Source organism: Paraburkholderia sp. J63, from assembly GCF_905220245.1.
GTDB lineage: Bacteria > Pseudomonadota > Gammaproteobacteria > Burkholderiales > Burkholderiaceae > Paraburkholderia.
Genome location: NZ_CAJMZF010000001.1, coordinates 174,429 through 192,618, shown reverse-complemented (window position 1 = coordinate 192,618; position 18,190 = coordinate 174,429). Strand labels below are relative to the sequence as shown.

General features: G+C 65.3%; 15 protein-coding genes. 8 read left to right on the top strand and 7 right to left on the bottom strand.

The features are described 5' to 3' along the window. Positions 1–18: 18 nt before the first annotated feature. The 5 genes from U5775_RS00865 to U5775_RS00845 form a co-directional block, all read right to left on the bottom strand. Positions 19–777: an aspartate/glutamate racemase family protein gene (locus U5775_RS00865; RefSeq protein ID WP_322056225.1), complete on the bottom strand. Its 759-nt coding sequence runs from the start codon at positions 775–777 to the stop codon at positions 19–21. Between the two features lie 205 nt (positions 778–982). Then, complete coding sequence (locus U5775_RS00860) at positions 983–1,369, bottom strand: DUF4755 domain-containing protein (RefSeq protein ID WP_322056224.1); 387 nt, start codon at positions 1,367–1,369, stop codon at positions 983–985. Between the two features lie 109 nt (positions 1,370–1,478). Further along, entirely contained in the window at positions 1,479–2,327 is an 849-nt protein-coding gene (locus tag U5775_RS00855; protein WP_322056223.1) for a hypothetical protein, read from the bottom strand. Between the two features lie 229 nt (positions 2,328–2,556). Next, entirely contained in the window at positions 2,557–3,249 is a 693-nt protein-coding gene (locus U5775_RS00850; protein WP_322056222.1) for a response regulator transcription factor, read from the bottom strand. A 4-nt stretch (positions 3,250–3,253) separates the two neighbouring features. Beyond that, complete coding sequence (locus tag U5775_RS00845) at positions 3,254–4,984, bottom strand: ATP-binding protein (protein WP_322056221.1); 1,731 nt, start codon at positions 4,982–4,984, stop codon at positions 3,254–3,256. Positions 4,985–5,410: 426 nt separating this feature from the next. On the opposite strand from U5775_RS00845, the gene U5775_RS00840 reads away from it, so the two are divergent. The 7 genes from U5775_RS00840 to U5775_RS00810 all read left to right on the top strand — a co-directional run bounded on the left by U5775_RS00840 (position 5,411) and on the right by U5775_RS00810 (position 14,918). Beyond that, positions 5,411–7,738: a TonB-dependent hemoglobin/transferrin/lactoferrin family receptor gene (locus U5775_RS00840; RefSeq protein WP_322056220.1), complete on the top strand. Its 2,328-nt coding sequence runs from the start codon at positions 5,411–5,413 to the stop codon at positions 7,736–7,738. Between the two features lie 66 nt (positions 7,739–7,804). Continuing rightward, positions 7,805–8,899, top strand: coding sequence for a hemin-degrading factor (locus U5775_RS00835; RefSeq protein WP_322056219.1), 1,095 nt, complete (start codon positions 7,805–7,807; stop codon positions 8,897–8,899). 35 nt (positions 8,900–8,934) lie between these two features. After that, positions 8,935–9,858: a heme/hemin ABC transporter substrate-binding protein gene (locus U5775_RS00830; RefSeq protein WP_415913495.1), complete on the top strand. Its 924-nt coding sequence runs from the start codon at positions 8,935–8,937 to the stop codon at positions 9,856–9,858. Further along, on the top strand, positions 9,855–10,952 hold the full coding sequence (locus U5775_RS00825; RefSeq protein WP_322056217.1) for an iron ABC transporter permease: 1,098 nt from the start codon (positions 9,855–9,857) through the stop codon (positions 10,950–10,952). Before U5775_RS00830 ends, U5775_RS00825 begins: the two co-directional genes overlap by 4 nt. A gap of 54 nt (positions 10,953–11,006) precedes the next feature. After that, positions 11,007–11,843 carry a heme ABC transporter ATP-binding protein gene (locus U5775_RS00820; protein WP_322056216.1) on the top strand — a complete coding sequence of 279 codons (837 nt, stop codon included), beginning with the start codon at positions 11,007–11,009 and terminating at the stop codon, positions 11,841–11,843. A gap of 512 nt (positions 11,844–12,355) precedes the next feature. Then, positions 12,356–13,453: a porin gene (locus U5775_RS00815; protein ID WP_415913486.1), complete on the top strand. Its 1,098-nt coding sequence runs from the start codon at positions 12,356–12,358 to the stop codon at positions 13,451–13,453. Between the two features lie 220 nt (positions 13,454–13,673). Further along, positions 13,674–14,918 (top strand): MFS transporter, encoded by a 1,245-nt coding sequence (locus tag U5775_RS00810; RefSeq protein WP_322056215.1) that lies wholly within the window; start codon positions 13,674–13,676, stop codon positions 14,916–14,918. 110 nt (positions 14,919–15,028) lie between these two features. Here U5775_RS00810 and U5775_RS00805 read toward each other — a convergent pair whose 3' ends face one another. Together U5775_RS00805 and U5775_RS00800 are read right to left on the bottom strand one after the other, a co-directional pair. Further along, positions 15,029–16,246, bottom strand: coding sequence for a YncE family protein (locus tag U5775_RS00805; RefSeq protein WP_322056214.1), 1,218 nt, complete (start codon positions 16,244–16,246; stop codon positions 15,029–15,031). 42 nt (positions 16,247–16,288) lie between these two features. After that, positions 16,289–17,092, bottom strand: a complete 804-nt coding sequence (locus U5775_RS00800; protein WP_322056508.1) for a glucose 1-dehydrogenase — start codon at positions 17,090–17,092, stop codon at positions 16,289–16,291. A gap of 177 nt (positions 17,093–17,269) precedes the next feature. Between U5775_RS00800 and U5775_RS00795 the strand changes: the two genes are divergently transcribed. Continuing rightward, positions 17,270–18,154, top strand: coding sequence for a LysR family transcriptional regulator (locus U5775_RS00795; RefSeq protein WP_322056213.1), 885 nt, complete (start codon positions 17,270–17,272; stop codon positions 18,152–18,154). Positions 18,155–18,190 lie beyond the last annotated feature (36 nt).

Genomic DNA, 18,190 nt, shown 5'->3' with positions numbered 1-18,190 from the left:
TGCGCGGGCAAGTGCGAATCAGCGCAATCCATAGGACTCCGGTGTAAATCGCCTGGGCCGCAAGCCCGCATGAAGCCATTCGATCATCGTAACGATATCGAATACCGGCACACCGAAACGCTCGCTGACGAGCGCCGAATAAGGCGCGAAATTAGTGCACTCGCTGACGATCGCCCCGACGTCCGGATGAGCGGTGAGCAACCGCTCGGCGCACTCGAGCACATCGCTGGCCTGTTCGTCGAAATCGACGCTCGGCGCGTTATTCATGCTGTTGCTGAGGAAGCGGCTGTCCTCGCGAAGGCCGGCAACGGGCAGATCGGCCGGCGCATGAGCGGCCAGCAGATGCTGCGCCGTCAACGCGGATTTGCGCACGGTAAGGATGCCGACGCGCTGGCGTGCGGGCAGCAACGCGGATACGGCCGGAATCTGCAACAGCGCCGAGGTCGCGACAGGCACGGCGCAGCGCTCCGCCAGCGCCTGCTGAAAAGCGACGAGAAATCCGCAACTGGTCGTGATGCCCTCCACGCCGAGCGCGACGAGCTGCGCGGCGGCAGCGGCGAAGCGTTCAATCAGGGCTTCGGCGGCTTGCGCGTCGCCGCCGGTCGCGGCCATGACGTCGGGGGCCGTGACACCGCTCACGAGGCCGTACTGCACGGGGAAGCGCCACGTCGCGCCGTGCCCGATATCGCCGGGCAGGCGCTGGAAGCCGGTGTCGAGCATCAGGATGCCGATGGTGACGCCGTGGATCGTGCGGGAGCGGGCAGGAATACGATGCATGGTTGGTTCACGAGATAGTCGCAGCGGGCGGCGTAGAGCGCCATAAGGGCCGCGAGCGGCCGTATGAGCCGATTCTCATCGATGCCGCGCCACACGCGACGCCCGCCCGCTCGGACAGTTCCGATCGCCTAACTCTTGCTTCCGCTTTCTCTTGCCGCACGCCTGCAGGAATCCGGCACAGCATGAAAGCGCCGAACGCCGCACATCAGGGCTTTTCGTTGATCTCCTGCCGGAAGATCTCCATCCAGCGCGCCTGATCGCGCTCCTTGATCATCTGGACGTGCCACTTTGGATCGTCGATGTCCTTGACGGTCACGAAGAAGCCGCTCGCTGCATCGGCCTTCGCTTTCGCCAGCATCGCGTTGCCCGTGTTCTGCAGCGCCCCGCTGACGCCGCCGAACGCCGTCATGTGCGGTTGGCCCGCATCGACCTTGCTCGCTGCCCAGCTACGGATGTCACTGAACGGATAATGCTTGACTCGCCATTTCGACGCGACAACGACGGTCCTGGTCAGCGGATTGAGCGCGATGCCACTTTGCCCGTAAAAGAATGCGTAACCTTGGCCATCGGCGAGACCGGCGGCCTGCAACACCTGTTGTTTCAGGTCGCGCTTCCGGAATACCGTCCACACCGGAAGAACGACGAACGCGCAAAAGAAGATCAGTGCAAGGAGCGTACCCATTTGATTCCTTCGAATTGTCTCAGTACCACATGCCGATGTAATTTCCGTCCGCCGTTCCGCGTTCCACAATGACGTACTTCAGCGTATTCGTCGCCGTGATGAAGCGGTATACCGTCCAGAGCGTACTGCCCGCTTGCGTGTCGGTATAAGGCGTGCCATTCATTGCACTCTGAAACGATGCGGCCGAAACCTGAACCGGCGTTAGCGGTCCGGAATTGGTCGATCCGGTATAGAGACTGAAATTCGCATTGCCGGCCGAATCGAAGGTCAATGTTTGCGGGCCGGCCTGATTGACTGGATCGCAGTACTGATTGAATACGAAGCTTTTTCCGGCCAGTTCGCTCACGGCCAGGATCTGGGTGGCGCTGCCGGTAATCAGAACGTCGGTGGCCGCGTAGCCGTTATCGCTGATGCTGCCCGCAGACGCCGCGCCGCAGATCTCGAACGCGCCGTCGAGATTCGGTTCGGTGTTGGTGCCCAGCGGCGTGCCCGTTGCCCCATAGGGATCGAATAAACGCGGTGAAGCGCTGCCCGCCACGCTGATCGGGCTCGTGTTCGCGAGCGCTGTGTTGTTGACCTGAATGGTGCTCGTGGTTCCCGGCGCCCCATAGGTGATCTGGCCGGTCCAGCCGCTTTGGGTCAACGTCTGGGTACTGGTTTTCGTCGGCATGTTGTCGATGAACGATGCCCCATTCCAGGGGGTTCCCGAGACCCCGGCGCTGGCGTTGTAATCGGTATAGGCAACGGAATAAGGCTGCAATGCGCCCGTCCCGGCACCGCCGCTGCCATTGTCGTTGCCGTCTCCCCCACCGCCACATGCCGCAAGCGCCGCGCAAACACTCAAGACTGCTGGAAGCGACTTCTTCATTCCCCGTTCCCGTTGGTTGAATTCGATGTTTCGGCCTGACAAGCCGTTGCCTGTGGATGGCGGTTGCGCAAGACGTGTAAGCGGATCGCCGGCGCACCACGCGGCCGCCGGGCGATCACACACTGATTGCGCACGTCGGGATGTTAGGACGATCGGAACGTTGGGGACATCGCCCCCGGAGTTGATTTGCACTCAACCCGGGAGTGATAGGCGGCGGCGCGCCAATCTGCTAATCGGCGGCGTCCGATGGTGGTGCAGAGAGGATCGCGGCCGAGAGGCCGGGCATGTTCAGCGTCGCGAAGCGGATCAACTCGGCATTCGACTGCAGTTCCAGCTTGCGCTTGATGTTGGACCGGTGGGTTTCGACCGTGTTCGGGCTGCGTCCGATGCGCTCGCCGATCTGCTGCTTGGTCATGCCCTGACCGATCAGATGCAGCACCTCGACCTCGCGAGGCGACAGCGCCGCGAGCGGCGAATGTCCGCTTCGCAAGCCTCTCGCTCGCCGCAGCAGATTGAGCTGGACCTCGGGCGGGAAATGGGGCTTGCCGTTCAGAATGGAAGCGATCACGTCGAGGATGGTGCGTCCCACCTGGGCCTTGTTGATATAGCCCAACGCCCCCGCCAGCGCGACCGGCTCCGCATACGCCGCATCGGAGTGCATCGACATGCAGATCACGCGCGTTTCCGCGTATTCAGCGGCAATCCGCTCGATCAGTTTCAACGCGAACGTGTCGCCGAGCACCAGATCGACGATCACGACATCGGGGCGGAATTCGCGCACTAGATTGAAGCCGTCGTGCTCGTTGCTCGCCGTGCCGAGCACGCGATAGTCCGGTACCGACTTGAGCAGGTTGCTCAAACCTTCGAGCACGATCGGATGATCGTCGATCAATACGATGGATCTGGCGATGGATTGGGTCATCCGCTCAGCTTACCTCAACGGTCGTCCCGCCTTCCGGGCGGCGATGGATGCGCGCGTGCATGCCGAGCAGTCGAGCCCGCGAGCGGATGTTGCGCAGGCCGAGGCCCGAGGCGGCGGGTGCGTCGCTGTCGTAGCCGGCGGGCAGTCCGACGCCGTTGTCGCGGACGCTCAGCGATACGCGGCCCTCGTTGTCGCTCAAGCTCACGTCGATGCGAGTCGCATGACCGTGACGCAGCGCGTTGGCCATCGATTCCTGCACGATCCGGTAAAGATGTGTCGACTCGTCCTGACTCAGCAGCTCGGTGTCGAAGCCGTTGTGGAGATGACAACCATCGGGCAGGAGCGGATCGATCTCGGCACACAGTTCACGCAACGCCGCGCCCAGATCGTGCGGCGATCCGTCGAACGGCGCGAGGCCGCGAGACATCGAGCGGATCGTGTCGATGCTGTCGACGACGATAGCCGAGATCTTTTCGATTGCATGCCGGGTATCGTCGCGCGCGCCGTTCTGCGAGTCATGTGCGAGCTTGCCGAGCAGGAGCGATGCGCCGGTCAGCCTCTGGCCGAGATCGTCGTGCAGCTCGCGGCCGATCTGCTGCCTCTGACGTTCGCCCTGGCGGGCGATCTCTTGCTCCGCCTGCAGGCGCTCCTGCAACAGGCGCTCGACGCGATGCTCGCTATGGGCGAGCGATTGGGACTGGTGCGTGACGGTTGTCGTCAGCTGCTTATGGGAGGCCAGAAATTGATAGAGCATCAGCGCGAACGCGATGCTCACCGCGATTCCCGCCACGTTGCCGATCAACTCGATATGGCTGCCGATCGGATCGTCGAAATACGCCGCGGGAACCGAAAAGTCCAGCACGAAGCGGCGCTGCGCGACCGTGAAGGTGCGCTGCGCGGAGATCGCGTCATGCGCGTTCCCGCTCGCCGGGACAAAGGAAAATAGCTGACGCCGGAGCGGTTCCGCAGGCTCTCCCGCGTTCGGCAGCGTGTGCAGTGTCAGCGCCAGAAACTGCCACTCCTGAGCCGGGACGGCTTCGTTGATCAGGGTGGTCACGTCGACGAAAAGACCGCCTGAGCCGATGAAGCGCGCTTCGCGGTCGGATGAGGATGGGGTCCGCCCTCCCTGAAAAAAGGCGAGGCGAATGCCGAGGCCCGCACCTTTTCGTCCGTCGAGTTGCTTGATCGCCTCTCCCGACGTGAACGGCGCACTCGACGTGTACGTCGGCGTCGCGACGTCGTAGCGGAAGTTACCTTCGATATCGCGCCCTCTGTAGATCCCGTTATCGGGATCGTCGCGACGCACGACTAATCGGTGATCGTGCGCGGTCCACGAGGGGAATACGTGAAAGTGCGGATCGCTATCCTCCTTTCGCACGCGAGCCTCGTAGGCCGCGGTATCCGATTTCTCGATGTAGTCGCAGAAATTGACCTGGATGAGAGAGGGAAAACGCTCGCGTACATTCAGCGATTTCGCATAATCGTGAAACACCGCGCGCGACGGCGTACCCGATATATTCCATAGGCCTCGCAGGCCCGGCAATATATCGACGTAGCGCACCAGTTGCGTCTGGATTTTGCTCGTTGTCGCCGTGGCGAAGTGGTCGAACCGGTCACGCGTGGCCATCGTCGCTCGTAATTGCAACTGCGCGACGATCAAATGCGTGAGCCCGAGCAGCACACACAGCGCAATCAAGGCGGCAACGCGTGGGAAATCGAAGAAACGTTTGGCCACGGGCAAATCGATTATCTGCGGATGGTCTGAATGGAGAAGTCGGGAATAGCGGCACGGGTATAAAACAAGCCGGCGCCATTCTACAACCTTCATACATAAATAAGAGCAGGCACATCGCCGACGCAACCGGTTCCGCCTGCACGCCCCACCACAGGATCGCATTCACGCGCCCCGCCAGGCGATGACGGTCCGCGTCTGCCCGGGCGCCGCTTTATTTTGGCGCAGCCGGCGTGAACTGGGCACTCCACTGTCTCGGCGCATTGCCCCAGTATTTCTTTCATTTCCATTGCATATGATAATAATTCTCATTACAATCCGAGACTCGTCAGCGCCGCATGTATTGGTCCATGCCAGGCGCGCGCCAGCCAGGCACCGTGTTCGCCCAGCCAGCTTTCCGATTCAAACTCGTGACTGGGAGAACCTTTCTTGCACCCGCTTCATTCGACACCGCGTCGTTTCTCCGCGGCATTCTTTGGCGTCTTCAGCATCCACGCCGCTGCCGGACAGGCGGCCGGTATAGCCGCACCCACCGCCGCCTCCGAGGCCGCACCGTTCACGGCGCCCACGGCATCCGCGCAGCCGGCGCCGGCTACCCTGCTCGTCGCCGCGCGCGGTGGCAACGATCAACTCGACCCCGTCACGGTCACGGCCACGCGCATCGCCACACCGGCCAGCCGCACGGCCGCAAGCGTGTCGGTCATCACGAGCGAGGACATCGAGGAACAGCAGGCCAACGACATCAAGGACGCCCTGCGCTACGAGCCAGGCGTAACCGTGTCGCGCGCGCCGTATCGCCCGTCGTCGGCGGCGCAGGGCGGCGGCCGCGACAACGATTCAAGCATCAATATCCGCGGCCTCGAAGGCAACCGCATCCTGCTGATGGAAGACGGCATCCGCCTGCCGAGCGCCTTTTCGTTCGGCCCGCTCGAAGCGGGCCGCGGCGACTATGCCGATGTCGACACGCTCAAACGCATCGAGATTCTGCGCGGCCCCGCTTCGGCGCTTTACGGTAGCGACGGCCTCACAGGCGCGGTGAATTTCATCACCAGGGATCCGCGCGACCTGCTCGACATCTATGGCAAGAAGACCTATTTTTCGCTGCGTCCCAGCTATGCCTCCGCGGACCGCAGCGTTGGCGGCACGGTGTCCGCCGCGGCCGGCAACGATCTCGTGCAGGGCATGATCATTGCCGACGGGCGCCGCGGCCACGAGACCGATACGATGGGCTCGAACAACTCGGGCAGCACGCTGCGCACGACGGCCAATCCTCAGGATACCTACACGGAGTCGCTGCTCGGAAAACTCGTCGTGACGCCCACTGCGCACGACACGCTCAAGTTCACCGCGGAAACGGTGCAACAGCGCATCGACACGAACGTGCTGTCGGCCATCAATCCGCCGACGACGCTCGGGCTCACCGACAACAACAAGCTCGAACGCAACCGGTACAGCTTCGACTACGACTTCGCGGACCGTAGCCATCGCTACCTCCAGGCCGCACATTTTCAGCTTTACTATCAGGATTCCTATCAAGATCAGTTCTCGAACGAGACGCGCGGCAGCTCGCCGTCCCGTACCCGCTACAACACGTATTCGGAGAACGTGTTCGGCGGCTCGGCCTTTGCCGAAAGTGCGTTCACGACCGGGCCGCTCGGGCACAAGCTCGTCTACGGCGCCGACGGCAGCCTCGACCGCGTCAAGAACCTGCGCAACGGCACGGTGCCCGGCGCCGGCGAAGCGCCGTTCCCGAACAAGGCGTTTCCCGACACCGACTACACGCTGCTGGGCGCGTTCGTGCAGGACGAAATCGGCTATGGCAAGCTCACGGTCACGCCGGGGTTGCGCTTCGACTCGTATCGTCTGAGCCCTCGCACCGGCGATCCGCTCTACGCGGGCACGCCAGTCTCGACGAGCGATCACGCGCTTTCGCCGCGGCTTGCGGTGCTGTACCAGATATCGCCTGCGCTGATACCGTATGCGCAGTACGCGCACGGCTTTCGCACGCCCACGCCGGACCAGGTCAATAACAGTTTCGCCAATCCGATTTACGGCTATACATCGATTGGCAATCCTGATCTTAAGCCTGAAACCAGCGACACGATCGAAGCGGGCCTGCGCGGCAAGCTCGGCACCGGCTATGGGACGCTCCGCTACAGCACGGCTGCCTTCGGTGGCAACTACCACGACTTCATTACCCAGCGCACCATCGGCGGCGCGGGAACGCCGTCGAATCCGCTCGTCTACCAGTACGTGAACTTTGCGAAGGCGCGTATCTACGGGCTCGAAGGCCGCGCCGAGTGGGTCATGCCCAACGGCGTCACGCTCAAGACGGCCATGGCCTATACGAAGGGCACGATGCAGAACGAAGGCGAGCCGAGCCAGCCGCTCAACACGGTGAACCCCTTCTCCGCGGTGCTGGGCGTGCGCTTCGAGCCCAGCGAGCGCTGGTTCGTCCAGACCGACCTGTTGTTCCAGCTCGCGAAGAGCCAGAGCGACATCGCGTCCGGCACCTGCCTCAATGCCCGGCGCCAATCGATTCCATGCTTCACGCCGCCCTCCTCGTTCGTCGTCGACCTGCGTGGCGGCTATCGCTTCACCAAGCACGTGGTCGCGTATCTGGGCGTGTTCAATCTGTTCGACCGCAAGTACTGGAACTGGTCCGATGTACGTGGCATCGCGCAATCGTCGCCCGTACTCGACGCCTATACGGCGCCGGGCCGCAATGTCTCGGTCAGCATGAAGATGGACTTCTGAAACCCGCACCCCGTGCCTGTCCGCTACGCCAGTTCTTTATCGAGCCTGCAAAGAAAGGAAATTGCCATGTTGAATTCACTCACTCCCGCCGCCAACCGCACCACGCCCCTCGCACCGCAGCTGCTGCGCGAAGATTTCCTGCGCATCAAGAGCGAAAGAAAGCTTCGCAACCGCGAAGCCGCGCAGGCGCTCGGTGTCAGCGAAGGCGAAGCGCTGGCCGCGTTCGTCGGCGAACATGTCGTGCGGCTCGAACCGCGCTTCGTCGAGCTGTTCGAAGAGATGCCGGCGCTCGGCGCCGTGATGGCGCTCACGCGCAACGAGGCCGCCGTGCACGAAAAGGATGGCCCGTTCGAGGAGATGAGCCACGACGGTCCGGTTGGCCTCGCGCTGGGCCAGGCGATCGATCTGCGCATCTTCTATAACAACTGGTCGTCGGGCTTCGCGGTGCGCGAGGCCACGGCGCACGGCACGATGAAGAGCCTGCAATTCTTCGATGCACAGGGCCACGCCGTGCACAAGGTATTCCTGCGCGACCAGAGCGACCACGCCGCCTTCGATGCGCTGGTGGACCGCTGGCGCATGCGCGATCAGGTGGCGGGTCTGGAGGTCGCCGCCGCCCCCGCGCCGGCCGCGGCACTCCCCGACACCGCGATCGACGTCGCGGGTTTCCGCAACGCCTGGTCGGCGATGACGGATACGCATCAGTTCTTCGGCATGCTGCGCAAATTCGGACTCCTGCGCACCCAGGCGCTGCGTCTTGCCGCGCGCGATTTCGCCTACCCGGTCGCGACCGATGCGCTCAAACGCGTCCTCGAAGGCGCAGCGGCCACGCAGTTGCCGATCATGGTGTTCGTCGGCAATCGCGGGATGATCCAGATCCATACCGGGCCGGTGCAGACGATACGTTCGATGGGCCCATGGCTCAACGTGCTCGATCCGGGCTTCAACCTCCACGTGCGCGAAGACCTGATCGTTGAAGCCTGGATCGTGAGAAAGCCGACGAGCGACGGGATCGTCACGTCGCTCGAACTGTTCGACGCACAGGGCGAGAACGTGGCGATGCTGTTCGGCGCCCGCAAGCCCGGCGCGGCCGAACTCGAGGGCTGGCGCGAGCTGACTGCGAGCCTGCCTGCGCTCGACTGCGGGGAGACGCTGGCGTGAGCGCCGCCTCGGTGAATCGCGCACGGCGCGCGTTCGTGGGACGCCTCGGCGCGGCGACGCTTTGCGCGAGCGGCCTCGCCAGCTTGACCGGCGCGAGCCTCGCAAATGCGGCCTCGCCGCAGGGCGCCAACGCCCGGCGTAGCGACGCCCGACGTAGCGACGCGCGTCGCGTAGTCGTGATCGGCGGCGCGCTCGCCGAGATCGTCTACGCGCTGCATGCCAACGCCCGGCTCGTAGGCGCCGATACGACCTGCACCTTTCCCGAAGCCGCGCGCCAGTTGCCGAAAGTCGGCTATCAGCGCGCGCTCTCCGCGGAAGGGCTGCTTTCGTTGCGCCCCGACCTCGTGCTGGCCTCCGCCGAGGCCGGCCCGCCCGTCGTGCTCTCGCAGATCAAGGAGGCCGGCGTGGCCGTGCAAACGTTCGCCGAGGGCCACAATGTCGATACGGTGCGCACGAAGATCGCCGGCATCGCGACGGCGCTCGACACCGCGGACGCGGGCGCCGCGCTGCGCGCCCGCTTCGACCGCGACTGGCAGGCGACATGCGACATGGTCGCTGCATCGCCGCTCGCGCAAACGGCGCGCACCGCCAAACCGCCGCGCGTGCTGTTCGTCCTGAACCACACGGGCAATCAGGCGCTCGTCGCCGGACAGCGCACCGCCGCCGACGCGATGCTGACCTATGCCGGCGCCAGCAATGCGATGCAGGGCTTCAATGGCTACCGACCGTTGACGGCCGAGGCACTCGTCGCGGCGGCCCCCGATATCGTGCTGACCACCAACGAGGGCCTCGCCGCAACGGGCTCGCCGAAAGCGCTGCTCGGCGCGCCCGGCTTCGCGGATACACCGGCCGGCCGGGCGCAACGTATCGTGTCGCTCGACGCGCTCTTTTTGCTCGGCTTCGGCCCACGCCTGCCGCAGGCGGTCATGGAGCTGCACCGGAAACTGGCCAGCGCATGAGCACGATCCGGTCCGCGAGCCGACTCGCACCCGCAACCGCCACGGAACGCGCGGCGCGACGCCGCCGCACCGCATGGGTCCCGCTCGCGACGCTAAGCCTTCTCCTCATCGTCTCGATGCTTGCCGCCGTCTGCACCGGCGCTTACCGCGTCACGCCGCTGCAGGTGTTCCAGGCGCTCTGGCCCGCTCCCGCATTTGCACATGACGCCGCGATCGAGCAAATTCGTTCCGTTATCCTGACTATCAGGCTGCCACGCGTCGTGCTCGCGGTGCTCGTCGGAGTCGGCTTCGGTACGGCGGGCAGCGCGTTGCAGGCGCTCATGCGCAACCCGCTCGCCGATCCGGGTCTGATCGGCGTGTCGAGCGGCGCGGCGCTCGGCGCCTCGGCGTTGATCGTGCTCGGCCCGCTCGTCGTGCCCGGCGCCGTCGCGCTCGGATGGCTTCCCGTCGCGGCATTCGCGGGCGCGCTCGCGGTCGCGGCGCTCGTGTACCGGCTCGCCGCATCGCGCGGACGGCTCGCACTTTCGTTGCTGCTGCTCGCGGGCATCGCCATCAACGCGCTCGCCGGCGCAGGTATCGGACTCCTGACTTATGTGGCCGACGATGCGCAACTGCGCTCGCTCACGTTCTGGAGCCTCGGCAGCCTCGGCGGCGCGCATTGGGGCATGGTTGGTGCGGTGCTGCCATTGACCGTGCTCGGCGCAGGCTGGCTCGCCCGCCAGCGCCATGCGCTCAATGCCCTTCAACTCGGCGAAACCGAAGCGCTCCACCTCGGCGTGCCGGTGCATGCGGTCAAGCAGCGAGTGCTCGTTGCATCGGCCATGTGCGTCGGCGCGCTGGTGTCCTGCACGGGGATGATCGGGTTCATCGGCTTGGTCGCACCGCATTGCGTGCGGCTCGCCTGCGGTCCCGATCAACGCGTCGTGATGCCGGGCGCCATGCTGCTCGGCGCCACGCTGACCGTACTGGCCGACCTCGCCGCACGCACGCTCGCCGCGCCCGCCGAAGTCCCGCTCGGCATTTTGACGGCCCTGCTCGGCGCGCCGTTCTTCCTCGTCCTGCTGGGCAAGAGCCGTGGCCGCCGGGGGCTATGAGCCGGCTGGCGTAACCCCTACCGATCTCATGAATGAAGAGGAGTCGAACCCGCCATGCTGATGGTCGATGGACTCAGCGTGTCGTACAGCGACACAGCGATCCTGCGAAACCTGTCGATGCGCGTCGAGCCCGGCGCGCTATCGGTCCTGCTCGGTCGCAACGGCGCAGGCAAGAGCACGCTGTTGAAAGCGTTGGCCGGCGAATTCGCGGGACGTGCGCATGCACGGGCCACGCGCGTCTCCGGCATGCTCACCCTCAACGGTGAACGGCTCGACTCGATCGGCGCGCAGCGGCTCGCGCGCCTGCGCGCGGTGCTACCGCAGGCCTTCCATCCCGCCTTTCCATTCAGCGCCGAAGAAATCGTGCTGCTGGGCCGCTATCCGCATCTGCGCCGTGCCGGTGCGCTGTCCACGGCCGACTACGAGATCGCGGGACAGGCACTCGATCTCGCCGGTGCATCGGCGCTTTCCCGGCGTAACGTCACCACGCTCTCGGGTGGCGAGCTGGCCCGTGTGCAGTTCGCGCGCGTGCTCGCCCAGCTCTGGCCCTCCGAAGACGAAGCGCGAGACCTGGGCGGTGGCGTGACGCCCCGCTATCTGCTGCTCGATGAACCGACCGCCGCGCTCGATCTCGCCCACCAGCATCACCTGCTCGCGACGGTCCGACGGCTCGCGCGTGAATGGCAGATGGGCGCACTCGCGATCGTCCACGACCCTAACCTGGCCGCGCGCCACGCGGACCGGATCGCGTTTCTCGTCGACGGCACGATCCTCGCGCAAGGCGCGCCGCGCGACACGATGCGTGCGGACCTGGTCGAACGGTGCTTTGGATTCCCCGTACGCATGGTCGATGCCGGCGCGGACGCGCCGCCGGTGATCGTGCCTTGCTGAGCGGCCGCCGCATCTCGAACGCCGCTGCGTTGAACGTGCACGGCCACGGTGCGGCGACCATCGCCGCAAGCACAGGTAAGCGCCGATGAGCACGTAAGCGGTGGGAGTATTTCCCCCAGGATGACACTTTCCGCACGACCGTACAAAAATAATCCCGATCTGAGAGAGACCCCGGACGCCCTGGCCATTCCCTCTGGTTCGTGGAGAGACAATCGGTGAACGAACACCCGCATCAACCCGCCATCCGAAACCGTCTCGCGGCGCGCCGCCGTACCCGCGCGCGCCTTGGCCACTTCGCCAGCACGGCATCCTTTTCCGTTTTACTGCTGCAATCCCCGTAACGACGTCCGCGTGACGCGTCGAAGCAGACCTCGCGCTGCCACGCCAGGTCTGCAAGCCGTACGGATGGCGCCCCGGCGCCACGTCCGCGCGCGCTGACGCGCACGCAAAAGGACGCGAACCCGGTTGAACCCCGTTGTTTCCCTCCCACGTCATTTAATCAGGATTCCATAATGCCAAAACGCAAGATGCTCCGTAAGACACTGCTCGCCGCCGGGGTTGCCGCAATGGGGACGATGGGCATTTCGGGCGCCGCCTGCGCGCAAAGCAGCGTGACGCTCTACGGCATCGTCGACGGCTCGGTGCTCTACACCAGCCACACCCTGAACCCGCAGACCGGCCAGAACGCCGGGCATCAGTTCTCGTTCACCGATAGCGGCATGACCGGTTCGAGCTTCGGCCTGCGCGGCGCGGAAGACCTGGGCGGCAACATGCGCGCCGTCTTCATGCTCGAAAGCGGCATCAGCGTGGCGAACGGCCAGTTCGGCAATTCGAACGGCAATCTTTTCGGCCGCCAGGCATGGGTGGGTCTCGACAGCGCTTATGGCTCGCTCAAGGCCGGCGTCCAGTACTCGCCGTTCTTCCTCTCGCTTTACGACACCGATCCGCGCGGCATGTCGTACTTCGGCAGCGGACTCGTGAGCTACGTGAACAACGTCTATGTCACGGGCCTCTTCAACAGCAATGCGATCACCTATACGTCGCCGGAAATCGGCGGCCTCCAGGCATCAGGCATGTTCGCGTTCGGCGGCACGGCGGGCGACTTCCAGGCGGGCCGCCAGTACTCGGCGAGCCTGCGCTATCACCTGGGCGGCCTCACGCTCAGCGCCGCGCTCTACGACGGCAATGCGGGCGGCAGCGCGGCCAGCACGCCCGTACCGAGCACGGTGGAGTTCGTGGGCCGCACCATCGGCGCGAGCTATCGCTTCGAAAACAGCCTCACGGTTTCGGCTTCGTATGCGCTCTACAAGGTCGCGGGTTCGTTCGACAACAGCGTCTATTCGGGCGGCCTCGGCTATTTCATCACGCCCTTCCTCAATGTGAACGCGGGCGTCTATTACACACGCGACGGCAACGAAGGCGCGAATCACTCGATCCTCGCTTCGAGCGGCGTGCAGTTCTTCCTCTCGAAGCGCACGACGCTCTATGGCCAGGTCGGCTACGTGAACAACCACGGACGCATGGACACGGGCCTCTCGATCAACAACGCGCTGTTCGAAGTGTCGGGCTCGACCGTGGGCGCGAGCATCGGCATTCGCCATATGTTCTGAGCGCGGTGCGCAACGCACGGCAGCCGGCCGCGTGCGTTTAGCGCCCGGATTTCATGACCGGAAATTGAACCACAAGAACCGGATAGCCGTTCCCCCTTCCCGTCCATAGACTCGGTTCCAGCACTCAGGCGGCATCATTCGCGCCATTCGGCAGACCGGCTTCGAACGCACCATTGCGAAGCACTACCAGGTAAATCTGCCCAACCTCGGGAACCGGGTCATGGACCATTCGCAAACGCACACCGTCGTCAGCCGTCTCTCGCACGCGAGCCTCGCCGCGCAGTTCAGCGAGCAAATGACCATCGCCGTCATTCCGATCGCCGCCGTCGTCGCGTTCGGCGCGACGGCGCAGCAAACCGCTGCGCTGCAGGCCGTCAACACGCTGCCGTTCCTGCTGCTCTCGCTGCCCGCCGGTCTGTTCGCCGACCGCGTGCGCCGCAAGAACCTCATGATCGCCACGGAGCTCCTGCGCGCCGCCGCGCTCTTCGTGCTGTTCATGCTCTTCTGGCGCCACGCGCTCACACTCGTGACGCTCGGCGCACTGGGATTCTCCATCGCCACCGGCACGGTGGTGTTCAGCGTGGCCGCGCCTTCGCTCGTTGCCGCGCTCGTCGAATCAGGCGACCTGCTCGCCGCCAACCGGCGCCTCGAGATCGCGCGCAGCATCGCCTATACCGCGGGGCCGTCGGTGGGCGGCATCCTGGCCGGCTGGGGCTCGGGCCGGGTGGCCTTCCTCGCCGCGTTCGTGCTCTCGCTCGCGAGCGCGTGCTTCATGGGGCGCCTGCCTCGCGAAGCGCGCCGCGCGCGCTCGGGCCGGCACCTCGCGCAGGAGCTCGCGGACGGCCTGCGTTTCATCGGCGGCAATCCGTGGTTGCGCCCCATCGTCGCGACTGCCTTCGTGTTCAATACGTCGTGGTTCCTGCTGCTGTCCGTGTTCGCGTGGTACGCGATCCACCGGCTCGCCTTCGACGCGTCGGAAGTGGGCTTCGCGCTCGGCGTCTACGGGTCCGGCATGGTCGCGGGCGCGTTCCTCTACAAAGGCCTGGCGAGGCGGCTCGCGTTCGGCCGGCAAATCCTGTTCGGCCCGTCGTGCGCCGCCGTCGCGGCCGTACTCATGGCGAGCAGCGCCCTCGCGCATGCGAAAACGCCCGTATTCGCGGCGTTCTTTCTGTTCGGCTTCGGGCCCATCGTCTGGACCATTTCCACCACGTCGCTACGCCAGATCGTCACGCCCGGCCATCTCATCGCGCGCGTTTCCTCGGTCATCATGATGGCGACGTTCGGCGCGCGGCCGCTGGGCGCCCTGCTCGGCGCGTGGCTGAGCACGCGCTTTGGCATCGGCAGTTGCCTCGTGGGAGTGCTGATCGGCTTCGGCGCGCAGCTCGCGATCATCTCGTTTTCGCGGCCGGTGCGGTTGCGCTCGATCGCGACGCTGAGCGAGACGGCCGCTACGGCCACGGCCTGAGGATTTCGCGACGGTCTCTTCTCCAGGCTATTGGCGAAAATTGGCAAATTTGCAATAAATCTCCACGTGGAGATTTTTATGGGGCAAGATCAACCCGCGCAATCGCACAACTACCGCGGCGTCGTGCGCAGCGAAGACGGCCCGCCCTTGATCTCGATCCGCTTGCCCGTATCGCGCAAATGGCCGCCGTTCACCGCGTAAAGCGCCAACTGGTGCTCCACGTTGAATTGCACGATCAAATATTTGCTGTCCGCCGTGAACACGATCCCCTGCGCGGCCTCGCCGCCCGGCGCCTCGGCCACCTTGTGCGCCTCGCCGTTGCGGATCGCGAACAGCACGACCTTGCCGCGCGCGTGGCGGCCCGGATTGTCGGGTGTGAGGTTCGAGCCGTCCATGGCCTGCACGCCGATCCAGCGGCCATCGGGCGAGATCGCCACGCCCTCGGGCAACGACGGCACCGTGATGTGCTGAACCGCGCGGAACGGCTCGTGCGAGACGTCGATGAGCGTGACCGCGTCCGCATCGCCCGCGAGCTTGCCCTTGTAATTGGGCAGGCCCGCGAGCCCCACGTCGCTCACGACGGCCCACTTTCCGTCGCTCGACACGTCGATCGTGTACGGCGCCACGCCGGCCGAGAGACGCACGCCGCTGTCGCTCACGTGGCCGCCGTTCACGTCGAGCACGGCCACGCCCTGCTCGTCGCGCAGCGAGACGAGCGCATGGCGTCCGTCGTGCGTGAAGCTCACGCCGGCAAGGCGCTTGTCGCCGAGCTTGATCCAGTCGTCGATCTTCGCCGTGTTGCCCTCGATGCCGACCACGGCCACGCGGCCGTCCACGCCCGTCACGAGCGCGAGACGCCCGCTACGGTCGATCGCGATGCCCTGCGGATGCGTGCCGAGCTCGATGCGCGTAACCGTGGGCGGCGTGGCGTGCAGATCGACGACTTGCAGGAAGGTGTCCATGACGAGCTTCTTCGCGGCCTCGTCGTAGCGCGTGGGCGCGGCCACGAGCGCGAGTGCGCCATCGGGCGTCACGGCTACGGCCTGCGGCGGGCCCTGGATGCCGTTCTCCACTTCCACGGTGGCCTTCACCTGCGGCGGGAACTGGCTCGCGTCGAGCAAGGTGAGCGTATCGGGCGGCGGATCCGGCAGATACGTATCGCGCCCTTCCACGCGCTGATACTTGCCGTCGTTGCCCGAGACGACCCAGTCGGCGGCATGCGCCGTGGAATGGGCGAGCACGAGCGCGGACGCGAGCGTCATGGCCGCGATCATGCGCAATGAAAACGTTGCTCTCGCAACGATATTGTCAGGTTGGGTGGCTTTCATTGTCTGGTTCGATCCTTGATTGCGTTGCCCCAGGCGCGGCGCTCACACCACGCTCGTGAGGCCGCCGTCCACGAAGAGCGTCTGCCCGTTCACGAAGCTCGACGCATCCGATGCGAGGAACACGGCGGCGCCGCAGAGTTCTTCCACGCGGCCCCAGCGGCCCGCCGGCGTGCGCTTGCACAGCCAGGCGCTGAACTCGGGGTCGTCCACGAGCGCGCGGTTGAGGTCGGTCGCGAAGTAGCCCGGCGCGAGCGCGTTGACCTGAATGCCGTGCGGCGCCCAGTCGGCGCACATGCCTTGCGTGAGCATGCGCAGCGCGCCTTTCGAGGCCGCATAGGGCGCGATCGTGGGCCGCGCGAGCGCGCTTTGCACCGAGCTGATGTTGATGATCTTGCCGCGCCCGCGCGGCAGCATGTGCCGCGCGACGGCCTGGGAGACATGGAACACGCCGTCCAGATTCACGCGCATCAGTTCATTCCAGTCGCTCGCGGCGAACTGGTCGAGCGGCGCGCGGCGCTGAACGCCCGCGTTGTTCACGAGAATGTCGACGGGGCCGACGCGCGCTTCGATAGCGTCGATGGCACGCGTGACGGCTTCAGCGTCGGCGACGTCGAAGACCGCGACATCGGCTTCGAAACCTTCATCGCGCAGCCGCGCGGCCACGGCCTTGGCCTGCGCTTCATTGCGTCCGTTGATGACCAGCCTCGCGCCCGCCCGCGCAAGACCGCCCGCGAGCGCGAGGCCGATGCCGCGTCCGGCGCCCGTGATCAAAGCGCGGCGCCCGTGCAGGCCGAACAGCCGCTCTGTCTCGCTGCTTGATAGTGCCTTGTAGTGTGTCTCTTCCATTGTCGTATCGGGTGTCATGTTGCTTCCTCGTGAGTTCACCGTAAGCGGTCCGCGCACGCCAATAGTCTTTCGTGACCTTGTTATCATGAACCTTGATAACCACGATCCGAATCTTGGGTAATCAAGCACCAGACAAACCGGGCTATACCAGGCTATAGCGGGCCACAAAGGAGCGATATGGAATTGAAGCACTTGCGCGCCTTCGTTGCGCTGGCGGAGGAACTGCATTTCGGGCGCGCGGCCGAGCGCCTGTGCATCGTGCAACCCGCGCTGAGCATGCAGATCAAGGCGCTCGAAGAGGAACTGGGCGTGCGCCTGTTCGAGCGCAACCGCCACCGCGTGGCGCTGAGCGAGACCGGCGCAATTTTTCTGCCCGAGGCGCGCGCCACGCTGCATCAGGCGGCGCGCGCGGAGCAGACGGCGCGACGCTCGGCGCGCGGGGAAGTCGGCACGCTGCGCGTGGCCTTTGTTTCCTCGGTGCTGCCGCGCCTGCTGCCTGCGCTGATACGCGCCATGCACGCGCGCTATCCGATGATCGCGCTCGAATTGAAGGACATGTCCACGCCCGAGCAGATTGCGGCGCTGCAAGGCGGCAAGCTCGATTTCGGGCTGATCCGGCTGCCGGTGAGCGGCACGGGCCTGGACATTCGCGAGGTCATGCAAGAGCCGTTCGTGGTGGCCGTGCCCGAAGATCACGCGCTCGCGCACAAGACGCCGATCCGCCCCGCCGATCTGCGTGGCCGCCCCGCGTTCGTGCTCGCGCGCCGCTACGCGCCCGGGCTCTACGACGAGATGCTGCTGGCGTTTCGCCAGCAGCGCGTCTCGCTGCAAATTGCGGCGGAATTGGGCGAATACACGACCATGCTCGCGCTGATCTCGGCGGGCCTCGGGATCGGCGTGATTCCCACGCATGCCGCCATGGCGCTGCCGCCCAAAGTGGTCGCGAGACCGCTGGACCTGCGCGATCATCGCACCGGAATCGGACTCGCGTGGCGCGATCTCGATAGCCCCGTCAAACGTATTTTCGTCGACGTCATGGAGCAATGCGCGCAAGAGGCATGAGCGGCCGCGCCGCGTGGCGTACCATGAACGGTCGTG

Coding starts and splice junctions, on each gene's coding strand:
- U5775_RS00810 (WP_322056215.1), top strand. CDS start 13,674: ATGGACCATTCGCAAACGCACACCGTCGTCAGCCGTCTCTCGCACGCG.
- U5775_RS00850 (WP_322056222.1), bottom strand. CDS start 3,249: ATGACCCAATCCATCGCCAGATCCATCGTATTGATCGACGATCATCCG.
- U5775_RS00865 (WP_322056225.1), bottom strand. CDS start 777: ATGCATCGTATTCCTGCCCGCTCCCGCACGATCCACGGCGTCACCATC.
- U5775_RS00800 (WP_322056508.1), bottom strand. CDS start 17,092: ATGGAAGAGACACACTACAAGGCACTATCAAGCAGCGAGACAGAGCGG.
- U5775_RS00825 (WP_322056217.1), top strand. CDS start 9,855: ATGAGCACGATCCGGTCCGCGAGCCGACTCGCACCCGCAACCGCCACG.
- U5775_RS00795 (WP_322056213.1), top strand. CDS start 17,270: ATGGAATTGAAGCACTTGCGCGCCTTCGTTGCGCTGGCGGAGGAACTG.
- U5775_RS00820 (WP_322056216.1), top strand. CDS start 11,007: ATGCTGATGGTCGATGGACTCAGCGTGTCGTACAGCGACACAGCGATC.
- U5775_RS00815 (WP_415913486.1), top strand. CDS start 12,356: ATGCCAAAACGCAAGATGCTCCGTAAGACACTGCTCGCCGCCGGGGTT.
- U5775_RS00805 (WP_322056214.1), bottom strand. CDS start 16,246: ATGAAAGCCACCCAACCTGACAATATCGTTGCGAGAGCAACGTTTTCA.
- U5775_RS00855 (WP_322056223.1), bottom strand. CDS start 2,327: ATGAAGAAGTCGCTTCCAGCAGTCTTGAGTGTTTGCGCGGCGCTTGCG.
- U5775_RS00835 (WP_322056219.1), top strand. CDS start 7,805: ATGTTGAATTCACTCACTCCCGCCGCCAACCGCACCACGCCCCTCGCA.